The 10,287-nt window shown below is 35.5% G+C and carries 10 protein-coding genes; all 10 read right to left on the reverse strand.

Features of this window, described 5'->3' with window-relative positions; all coding sequences use genetic code 11:
- Positions 1-236: 236 nt before the first annotated feature.
- Positions 237-1,409: an ABC transporter permease gene (locus tag BVF91_RS10975; RefSeq protein WP_085113444.1), complete on the reverse strand. Its 1,173-nt coding sequence runs from the start codon at positions 1,407-1,409 to the stop codon at positions 237-239.
- Between the two features lie 15 nt (positions 1,410-1,424).
- Positions 1,425-2,102 carry an ABC transporter ATP-binding protein gene (locus BVF91_RS10980; RefSeq protein ID WP_085113445.1) on the reverse strand — a complete coding sequence of 226 codons (678 nt, stop codon included), beginning with the start codon at positions 2,100-2,102 and terminating at the stop codon, positions 1,425-1,427.
- Between the two features lie 25 nt (positions 2,103-2,127).
- A complete protein-coding gene (locus BVF91_RS10985) occupies positions 2,128-3,849 on the reverse strand; it encodes a biotin/lipoyl-containing protein (RefSeq protein ID WP_085113446.1) in 1,722 nt (573 codons plus the stop codon).
- Between the two features lie 81 nt (positions 3,850-3,930).
- Positions 3,931-4,716 carry a sigma-70 family RNA polymerase sigma factor gene (locus BVF91_RS10990; protein ID WP_085113447.1) on the reverse strand — a complete coding sequence of 262 codons (786 nt, stop codon included), beginning with the start codon at positions 4,714-4,716 and terminating at the stop codon, positions 3,931-3,933.
- Between the two features lie 142 nt (positions 4,717-4,858).
- A complete protein-coding gene (locus tag BVF91_RS10995; RefSeq protein WP_085113448.1) occupies positions 4,859-6,643 on the reverse strand; it encodes an ABC transporter ATP-binding protein in 1,785 nt (594 codons plus the stop codon).
- Positions 6,644-6,672: 29 nt separating this feature from the next.
- Positions 6,673-8,421 carry an ABC transporter ATP-binding protein gene (locus BVF91_RS11000; RefSeq protein WP_085113449.1) on the reverse strand — a complete coding sequence of 583 codons (1,749 nt, stop codon included), beginning with the start codon at positions 8,419-8,421 and terminating at the stop codon, positions 6,673-6,675.
- Between the two features lie 406 nt (positions 8,422-8,827).
- The gene (locus BVF91_RS11005) at positions 8,828-9,244 is read right to left on the reverse strand and encodes a hypothetical protein (RefSeq protein ID WP_085113450.1); all 417 of its coding nucleotides are present in this window, start codon (positions 9,242-9,244) and stop codon (positions 8,828-8,830) included.
- Positions 9,245-9,248: 4 nt separating this feature from the next.
- A complete protein-coding gene (locus BVF91_RS11010) occupies positions 9,249-9,734 on the reverse strand; it encodes a type II toxin-antitoxin system HicB family antitoxin (RefSeq protein WP_085113451.1) in 486 nt (161 codons plus the stop codon).
- Between the two features lie 30 nt (positions 9,735-9,764).
- A complete protein-coding gene (locus BVF91_RS11015) occupies positions 9,765-10,016 on the reverse strand; it encodes a type II toxin-antitoxin system HicA family toxin (protein WP_085113452.1) in 252 nt (83 codons plus the stop codon).
- 160 nt (positions 10,017-10,176) lie between these two features.
- Entirely contained in the window at positions 10,177-10,272 is a 96-nt protein-coding gene (locus tag BVF91_RS13520; protein ID WP_240495879.1) for a hypothetical protein, read from the reverse strand.
- Positions 10,273-10,287 lie beyond the last annotated feature (15 nt).

Genomic DNA, 10,287 nt, shown 5'->3' on the forward strand with positions numbered 1-10,287 from the left:
TTTGGGAAGATTCTCATTTTCTTCTATAACCTTTGATGTCGTCTTTTGAGGTACTTTTTTGTATTTTTCCACATAAAAATACCCGCCTACCGCTGTTATTATTAATACTGATACGATGAAAAGCGTAATGATGATTATAAAATACTTCTTAGGCAAAAAAATCACCTCAACATATTTCTCATATGTTGATTATATCATGATTTGCCTATATTTGAATATAAATTTCTTAGTCTTAATCATTCGTAGTGCAAAGCCTCAATCGGTTTAAGCCCCGCTGCCTTGTTTGCAGGATATATCCCAAAGAATAAGCCTATTAAGAGGGAAAATGAGAATGATATTAATATCGTATTTACAGATGGGCTTACTGTCATGTTCATAAAGTGTCCCATCAGATACGATGCTATAAATCCAAAGATTACTCCTACTATCCCTCCTACTCCGCTTATGGTCAGCGATTCTATCATAAACTGCAGCAGTATGTCCCTTTTCTTAGCTCCTAATGCTTTTCTTATGCCTATTTCTCTCGTCCTCTCTGTGACTGATACTAACATTATGTTCATTATGCCTATTCCGCCTACTATTAATGCTATGCCTGCTATTCCACCCAGCATCATGGACAGGGTATTGCTGACGCTGTTTACTGTTGATAATAGGTCTGATTGGTTTAATATTCTATATGCGTTTGTGTCGCCTTTGAATATGGTGTTTAGCATGTTTTCTACGTGGTACTGTGCTATGTTTACGTATTGTTCTGATGATGCGCTTAGGTATATCTGAGTTATTCCTCTGTTTCGCTGAAATACGAACATCGTCTTTATCGGGATGAATATTGAGTCATCATAGGAGTTTGATATTGATGATCCTCCTGATGCTAATACTCCTACTACTGTGAAGTTGTTTCCATCCAATTGTATTGTTTTTCCTAATGGGTCTGTGAATCCAAATAGGTCACTGGCTACGTTGCTGCCTATTACTGCTACTTTTTGCCTCATGTCATTGTCTATTGATAGTATGAACCTACCTTCAGCAAGTTTTAAATTTCTCAGTGTGGCATAGTTTTCGTTTACTCCGCTTATGTTTTCTTCGTATGATTGGTCACCGTACTTGGCATATGCGTTGGCACTCATTATGGGAGATATTTGCGATATGTACGGTGAGTCTCCTATTGACATGGCTTGGTTGTAGGACAAGGATGTGTCCATACCCCTGCCCATTATTGATACCATTATCAGGTTTGAACCCATGCTTTTTATTTGTGATGTTACTCCTTCTGTGGCTCCTTGTCCTAAGCTTACCAGTCCTATTACTGACATTACGCCTATTACTATTCCAAGCATGGTAAGAAATGATCTTAGTTTGTTGTCTATTATGCTTTTTAAGGACATTTTTATTGCCTGCATCAATGCCATTCTACGCACTTCCTTTTATTCATATATTTTGCCGTCCATTATTTTTACAGTCCTTTTTGCTTGGTTTGCTACGTTTATGTCGTGGGTTATGAGTATTATGGTGTTGCCTCTTTCGTTTAATTCTTTTATTATTTTCATGACTTCTTTGCCGCTTTGGGAGTCTAAGTTTCCTGTCGGTTCGTCTGCCAGTATAAGATGCGGATTGTTGGCTAAGGCTCTTGCTATTGCTACTCTCTGCTGCTGTCCTCCTGATAATTCTGTAGGTTTATGGTGTATTCTTTTTTCCAGCCCTACCATGGTAAGGAGCTCTACTGCTCTATTGTACCTTTCTTTTGCAGGTATGCCTTTGTATATCATTGGAAGTTCTACATTTTCTAATGCTGTAAGTTTTTGAAGCAGGTTGAAGCTTTGGAATATGAACCCTATTTCGCTGGATCTTAGTTCAGCCAGTTTGTTTTCATTTAGCTTGCTTGTGTCGTTTCCGTTTAGGTAGTATTCTCCCTCTGTCATTACGTCTAAACACCCTATTATATTCATCAGTGTTGATTTTCCCGACCCTGATGGTCCTACTATCGACACAAATTCTCCTTCGTCGACAGTTAAGTTTATGTTGTCCAAAGCTCTTACTTCGTTGTCTCCCATCTTGTATATCTTTGACAGGTTTCTCATGGTTATGACATTTTTGTTTTCCATCGTCAATTGCTCCCATCCTGTAAAATTAGTGCATAGGAGGCATTCCTACGCCACCTAAAGCTCCAAATCCACCACCTTGATTATTTTTGCTGCTGGAATTTGTGCTGCTGGAACTTGTGGCAGTCGGCACAACTACTTTATCTCCTTCACTCAATCCGCTTAAAATTTCAATATATTTGTCATTGTATATGCCAGTTGTAACTTGCTTTATATTTTTTATATTTTTCCCATTGCTATTTGAATTGCTTTCATCATACAATATCACATATTTGTTATTCCCATTTGTCTGAACTGCTTCTATTGGAAGCAACAAAGTGTTTTCTTTTTGTGCCACTACAATAGATACATTCATGCTTTGCCCTAACTTTAACTTATCTGTATATGGCAGTGATACAGTCACATCATAAGATGCTACATTGTTTTGTATTGTTGGCACTGATGATATTTCCGTCACAGTCCCTTCAAATGTTTGACCTTGCAAGTCATCTGTTGTAATATTAGCTTTCTGTCCTATTTTGATTTTGCTTATATCAGTTTCATCAATTGGAACATCTATTGAATAACCGCTGTTGCTTATTATAACCGCAGTATCAGCTTGGTTGTAGACAGATGAAAGATTGCTTATAGACGTGCTGCTGCCAGTATTAGAATTAGAGCTACTACTTGAAGATGTCGTATTAGAACTACTGCTTGAAGATGTTGATGCAGAAGAATTTGAGTTAGAAAGTTCATCTCCTTCATTTATATTCTGGGAGATAATTATTCCGTCAATAGGCGCATAAATATTCAAATTGTTGACTTGGCTTAAAATGTTATTGTAGTTATTTTGTGCTTGTTGTAGATTAAGCTGATCTTTCTTAATAGTAGAATCATCCACTGTTGTAGTTATCGTAGCAATCAACGTTCCTGCATTAATTTTCTGTCCTTCTTTCACATTTATCGATGCAACTGTTCCTTGAATTTGCGATGTTACTACATTTGTGTTCTTGACACTTAATGTGCCATTTTCAATAGCCCTTATATCACCATTACTTGTATGTATCGTCACCTGTGCTGAAGCACCATCTGTCAATGCACCAGCATTTGGCAAAGTTACAGTGACATAGTAATATGATGCACCATTTTCAGGTATGGCTTCTGTTGAGACATCTGTCACAGTCCCTTCTACTGTTGCAAATGAATTGTACAAATAGACATCTGCTGTCTGTCCATTATGAATGCTGCCTATCTGAGAACCGTTAAATGGCACTTTTATAGTAGCAGTAGAATAATCGCTGACAGTTGCCACTGTGGTACCAGAGTTTAAAACCTGCCCTACTTTTACATCGATGCTGTCTATAATGCCTGAGTATGGAGATATTATGTTTTGCTTTGATATTGTATCATTGTATGATTTTGTATCATTTTGAAGCTGCTGTTGTGCTATTTCCAAACTAATCAACGCGTTATTTAGCTGTGAATTAAGATCATCGTCCTGTATTTGATAAAGAAGATCACCTGCTTTTACTTTATCGCCTACTTTAAAATAGACTTTCTTGACTGTTCCACTTCCTTTCAGTGTAATCACTCTCTTGTCTGTATCAAGGTTTCCTGTTCCATCAACCGTCATCGAAATGCTGCCTTTTGCAACTTCTACATAGGAAGTTCTAGACAATGTAGGCGTAGTTTTGCTTTTTGTAAAGTAGTAAGTAGCGCCTGCTGCAATTACCAAAATAATGCTGGTTATAATTATTACTTTCTTGTTCATGACACTGCCTTCCTCTCATCAATTTATTACACATATACTACAACTGGACTTTAGAGTTTTGATGTGAAAATTTTGTGAAATTTATGTGATTATCTCTCTCAATCTCTCTTTCACTTTCCGATTGTGCCTTAATTCTTTTATGGTATTGTTCTGTATCTGGCGTATTCGCTCTCGTGTCAGTCCAAAGATATTTCCAATCTCTGTCAAGGTCTTTAAATTGCAACCAAAGCCAAAGCGCATCTTAAGTATCATTCTTTCCCTCTCTGGAAGGCTATCTAAAATCTTTCTGATTTCTTTTTTAACCTCTTTTTCTATGGCCATCTCCTCTACATCGATTGTATCGTCTTGTATAAAATTGATAAGCTCCGCATCAACTCTTTCATCATTGACGTATTGATTTAAACTTATGACATCTGCAGCGTATGACAGATAACCTTCTATCTCTTCTTCGGTATATCCTGTCAATCTGGATATTTCCTCTGTTGTAGCAAGACTTCCTTTTTTCTGCTCTATCAAATACCGTGCTTTCAATATGCGGTTTATTTTTTCATTTATGTGAATCGGAAGCCTAATGATTTTGCCGTAATTGCCTATATACCTTCTTATGCTTTGCTGTATATACCACGTAGCATAAGTAGAAAATTTGTATCCTTTGGTGTGGTCAAACTTGTCTATCGCTGTAAGAAGGCCTATCAATCCTTCCTGAACAAGGTCATCAAATTCTACTCCAGACTTTAAAAAACCAGCGGCAACTTTGTCAACAAGCCTTATGTTGCATTCCACCAATACGTCTTTAGCACTTTCATCTCCATTTCTAAGCCTTTCAAATAAATTTTTTTCCTCTTCTTTTGTCAATAATTTTGACATCCTATCATCCCCATCATTTTCACTTATTCTATGTAAACAATACTACAACTGGACTTTATAGTTTTGATGTGAAAATTTTGTGAAATTTATGTGATAGATAAAAATAGCGGAAGATGAAATATTCACCCTCCGCCTATATATTTTAAGCTCCTTCACTTAAAAATTTGTACTGTGACATGTAGAGGTCGTAATAAAGGCCTCTACGATTCATAAGCTCATCATGAGTCCCTACTTCTACGATTCTCCCTCCATCTACCACCATTATCCTATCGGCATCCCTTATGGTAGAAAGCCTATGGGCTATGACAAAAGACGTCCTTCCTGAAAGGAGCCTCTTTATACCTTTTTGCACAAGCCTTTCCGTCTGAGTGTCTATGTTAGATGTAGCTTCATCCAAAATCAATATTCTCGGATTTGCCAGAAGCGCTCTTGCAAATGATATAAGTTGTCTTTGTCCTACAGAAAGCCTTGATCCTCTCTCGTTTACCTCTGTATCATAGCCTTTTTCCATCTTCATTATGAATTCATGGGCATTTACGGCTTTTGCAGCGGCTATGATTTCCTCGTCTGTAGCATCCAGCTTTCCGTACCTTATATTTTCCTTTATTGTAGCCGAAAACAAAAACGTATCCTGCAACATTATGCCCATCTGACTTCTCAGCGACTCCAGCTCCACATGCTTTATGTCTTTACCATCTATCAAGACAGCTCCTTTAGACGGATCGTAAAAACGGCTTATGAGATTTACAATCGTAGTCTTTCCTGCACCAGTAGGCCCAACAAGCGCAATTGTCTCGCCAGCGTTCACTTTAAAGCTTACATCATCTAAGACAACACTGCCATTTTCATAGCCAAACGTGACATTTTTAAACTCAACATTTCCCTTTATCTTAGGCATCTTAATGGCATTTTTCATGTCTACAATATCTGGTTCAATGTCCATTATCTCAAATATTCTCTCTGCAGATGCAAACGACATGACTAAGCTGTTGTAAAAATTGCTTATATCGAGAATCGGTCTCCAGAACATGCCTATATACATGGTAAATGCTATTATTGTCCCGATTGTAATGCCGTATCCCATAAACTTTGCGCTAAAATAATAAAGTATGACAGCTCCAATCCCATAAGATGCATCAACCATAGGCCAAAAAAGGTCATTCAATCTTACAGCTTTAACAAAGCTATCCATCATATCCTTGACAAGCTTAAAGAACACTGAAGAAGTCTTGTCTTCATTCGCAAACTCCTGCACGACTTTTATCCCTGAAAAATCTTCATGTGTGTACGCATTAAATGTAGATCTCTTTCTTCTAAATTCCTGCCATCTTCTTCTCGATAAAGTCTCTACCGAAAAAAGACCAATCACAAGCATCGGCAACAATATCATAGAAGCCAAAGCCAATTTGCTGTTTAAATAAAACATCATGGCACCAACACATATTACTGTAAGAATCTGCGGTATAAAGTTTGTAACGCTGTTGTTAAATAAATCCTGCAGTGAATTAACATCTCCTATGACCCTTGCCAAAATTTTGCCTACTGGCCTCGAGTCAAAAAACGAAAACGAAAGCTTCTGTATGTGGCTATATAGTTCATGCCTTATATTTAAAAGTATGTCATTTGTGACAGATGCCATCTTCACTATCCTGGTTCTTGACGCCATCATTGATAGAAAATTTAATACCACCATCAAAATACCGATTATGAATAGACCATTTATATCGCCATTTCGTATGTTTTTGTCAATAGCCGTCTTCATAAGAACTGGATTTATCAAGCTTACAGCCATCTCAAATATCAAAAACATTATTACCACAAATACCTTAAATTTATATTTTCCAAGGTAACTAAAAAGCCTTTTCAATATGACGAAATTTGACATTCGCCTTAAGTCTTCGTCTTGCTTCACCGTATTTTTAGCCATTTTCCCGCCTCCCTCTTTTTACAAATATTTTAGCTGCAAGCATCCGGTATGCCGTACTCTTCATCGCTAAAATCTTTAAACTGCTCTAAGTATATCTCATAGTACCTGCCTCTTTTTCCTAAAAGCTCATCATGCGTTCCTTTCTCAACGATTCGTCCGTCTTCCATGTAAAGTATCATGTCTGCGTTTTTAACAGCCGATATTCTGTGAGCAATAATAAATGTCGTAGCATTTTTTCGCCTTTCACTTAAATTTTTTAAAAGCCTAAATTCCGTATCCATGTCAAGAGCAGATGTAGCATCATCAAGTATCAATATCTTGGCATCCCTTATAAGGGCTCTGGCAATAGCTATCCTTTGCTTTTGACCACCTGATAATCCTATGCCCCTTTCACCTACTATCGTATCATACTTGTCGTCAAAATCCTCAACAAAGTCATCTGCACAGGCCAGTCTTAATGCTTCCTTTACTTCTTCAAACGAAGCATCTTCTTTTCCAAATCTCACATTTTCTTCGATGCTTTCAGAAAATAAGAATGTATCCTGCTGCACCACCGCCATCTGGCTTCTCAAATCGTGAAGATTTATGGTTTTTACGTCATAGCCGTCAACGTACACAGCCCCATCAGAGACATCGTAATACCTCCCGATGAGATTTACCAAAGATGACTTTCCAGAGCCGGTAGTGCCCATTATGGCAACAGTTTGACCTGCTGAAACCTTGAAATTTATATCTTTTAAAACCATATCATCATTGTACTTAAAAAACACATGCTTAAACTCCACATCACCTTTTAATTCTTTTATCCTTACAGAATCTTCACTGTCTTTTATAGATGGAACTATGTCCATGATCCTCATTATCTTTTTAGCTGACGCATCTGACTGTGCAATCAGATTTGTCAAAAATCCCAGCATTCTCATAGGCCATATAAGCATGTATATATATCCGCTAAAAGCCACCAATTCTCCAATAGATAGAGAGCTTCTGATTACCAACATGCCACCAAAGACCACTAATATGACGATAGAAAAATTCGTCAAAAAATCTATAGGCGGAAAATACTTAGCCACTATCCTGTTTTGCTCCATGCTAAGCTCAAAATTTTCATTATTTAAGTTTAAAAATTTCATGATCTCGTACTTTTCTCTCGCAAAAGCCTTCACAAGCCTTACGCCAGCTATATTCTCCTGTGCCGCCGTATTCATAAGCACACCTTGATCGCTTAGTTTCCCATAAGATATGCCAATCTTCTTTTCAAACTGAAGCGCAAGATATCCAATGATAGGCATTCCCAAAAGACTTACTAAAGTAAGCTTCCAGTTTATAAAAAAGAGTATTGTTGATGCAGTGATAAAATATATCATGTTTTCGATAAAAAGCCTTATGCCAAATGATATGCTCCTCCACACATTGTCAACATCTTCACCTATCCTGGACATAAGCTCACCTGTATTCATATTATCAAAAAAGCTAAAAGGAAGGCTTTGAATGTGGTCAAAAAGGTCCTTCTTTATGTCTACGCTTATCTTTGCTGACAGCACATCAAATATATACTCTCTTAAGTATCCTAATACGGTCCTCACTGCTGTGATAGCAATAAAAGCCCACAAAATTGGCCAAAGAAGGCTCTTGTCACCGCCTAAAAAGACCTTATCAGTAATTACCTCCTGTAGGTATGGATTAAACATATCAAGTGCGATTGCCAATACCATGGCAATAGACGGCACTATCACGTACAATTTGTACCTTAAGACGTATTTTAAAACTCTCCTCAAAAAAATCCCCCCTTAAGAAATAAAGACTGTACAAGAACATAGTCTTATACAGTCTTTTTAAGCAAACTTCGATACACAATAATCATAGGTACAATTATCGTGCATAAAAGCAAAGATCGTGTTTTGACTGTGTTCTTAAACAATTTAAAGTATAGCAAACAAAGCCAATAAATTACCATAAATTTACGGCTACAAAACAAAATGCCATACTTTTGCCATTTTCAGTCTAATGGCTTATTTAAGAACACCCTTAATCATCACAATCTTTCCTTTCAAAGAGAAACTACAGATATTATACCACTGAGGACAAAACAATTGCAACAAATTTTAGTAAAAAAATCCTCAAAATGATCAGAAGCTTAACAAGCATTAAAAAAACAGGAATCAAACCTGCTTTTTTGATTTTTTAGTTTTTATTATTTTTTAATTTAACAATTGGCGGTAAAACATATGGTTGTTTTAACATTTCATTAGTAATAAAGCTAACGATAAAACTCATTTTATCCGCCATAAAATTCAAAATATCTATTATATTTTCTTCAATTTTTTTTATTGTTATAGTTTGTTTGAAATTAAATTTTCCTATTAATTCAATTTCAATATTAAATATTGTCTTTGGTTCAAATCCTATTTGACTTATTAATTTTATTTCAGCATAATTATCATCAACATGCAATATTTCATATTCAAATTCTTCTACAGGTTTAATGTCATCATCATTTTCAAGAATAGTATTAGATACTATTTCACCAGCAACTTTATTAAGTATAATCTCATTGTTTTCAATTTTTTCAATAATACTTTCTTTTTTTTTCTTAGACATAATTTCACCTCATTGCTAATTTTTCTATTATATCAATATTTGAATTTTTTCTCTCATGCCATTTATCTTTAGATTTTTTGTTTATTTTACTTGTAACTACTACATTATGATTTATATTCACGTTTCTTTCTCCTTTTTTATATCCAATAGCAAACGAAAGTAAATTCTGAATTAGATTATTTAAACTTATTTCTTCTTTTTCGGCCATTTCAGAAAGTATTTTATGCATAGTTTTTGGCATTCTTAAAAGAATTTTCCCACTATAATCATTTTCATCTTTATATTCATCAAATTCAGGAATCGCTCTGTTTAATTCTTTTGCAGTTTCTACCCAGCATTTTATAGCGTCTTGAACATTTTTTAAAGCTTCTTCTGGAGTCTCACCATCACTCATACAGCCTGGCAATTTAGGTACATAGGCTAAATAGCCACCACCATCTTTTTCAGAAAGTTTAACAAGTTCAACTTTATAATTTAATTCGTTTGCCATTATTCCAACACCTCTCCAATCAACACCAATTTAATCATAATATCTAATATCCTGAATCATCTTTAAGGCTTTTTTAACATAGATCTCTTTGACAAAAGGTTTATTTTTAGGCACTGTCAATATATCCGCTAATTTTGGATGGAAATATGTTACATGACTAGAACCACTTTTTGGTTCTCGCACACCAAAACCAAAATGTCTTAAAATTTTATCAAGTTGTTCATACCTGACATTCTTAGGATTCTTCTCCATCTTTTCAAAGAGTTTTTCTATTTGACTCATTGAAATCCTCCATATATAAGCATTTCCAAAGCGAAATTATCTTATACATTTTGATACTATATATAATATCATTTTTGATTAAATAATTCAACATTTCTATAAAAAAATCCTTAATGTTTAGCTTTCTTTATATTCAAAAAAACTGGAACTTCAATTGTTTTTACAGGTTTTTCTCATAAAAGTACTCATCAAGCTTTAGTGATGTATCTGCATCAAAATACCTTTCGTCACATTCTACGCATTCAAATACTGGCACATGCTCAATACAATA

The sequence above is a fragment of the Thermoanaerobacterium sp. PSU-2 genome, from assembly GCF_002102475.1.
Classification (GTDB): Bacteria; Bacillota; Thermoanaerobacteria; order Thermoanaerobacterales; family Thermoanaerobacteraceae; genus Thermoanaerobacterium.

Excerpts from the sequence above, each read along its gene's own strand:
- BVF91_RS10975 (WP_085113444.1), bottom strand. The coding sequence starts at position 1,409 with ATGGCATTGATGCAGGCAATAAAAATGTCCTTAAAAAGCATAATAGAC.
- BVF91_RS10980 (WP_085113445.1), bottom strand. The coding sequence starts at position 2,102 with ATGGAAAACAAAAATGTCATAACCATGAGAAACCTGTCAAAGATATAC.
- BVF91_RS10985 (WP_085113446.1), bottom strand. The coding sequence starts at position 3,849 with ATGAACAAGAAAGTAATAATTATAACCAGCATTATTTTGGTAATTGCA.
- BVF91_RS10990 (WP_085113447.1), bottom strand. The coding sequence starts at position 4,716 with ATGTCAAAATTATTGACAAAAGAAGAGGAAAAAAATTTATTTGAAAGG.
- BVF91_RS10995 (WP_085113448.1), bottom strand. The coding sequence starts at position 6,643 with ATGGCTAAAAATACGGTGAAGCAAGACGAAGACTTAAGGCGAATGTCA.
- BVF91_RS11005 (WP_085113450.1), bottom strand. The coding sequence starts at position 9,244 with ATGTCTAAGAAAAAAAAAGAAAGTATTATTGAAAAAATTGAAAACAAT.
- BVF91_RS11010 (WP_085113451.1), bottom strand. The coding sequence starts at position 9,734 with ATGGCAAACGAATTAAATTATAAAGTTGAACTTGTTAAACTTTCTGAA.
- BVF91_RS11015 (WP_085113452.1), bottom strand. The coding sequence starts at position 10,016 with ATGAGTCAAATAGAAAAACTCTTTGAAAAGATGGAGAAGAATCCTAAG.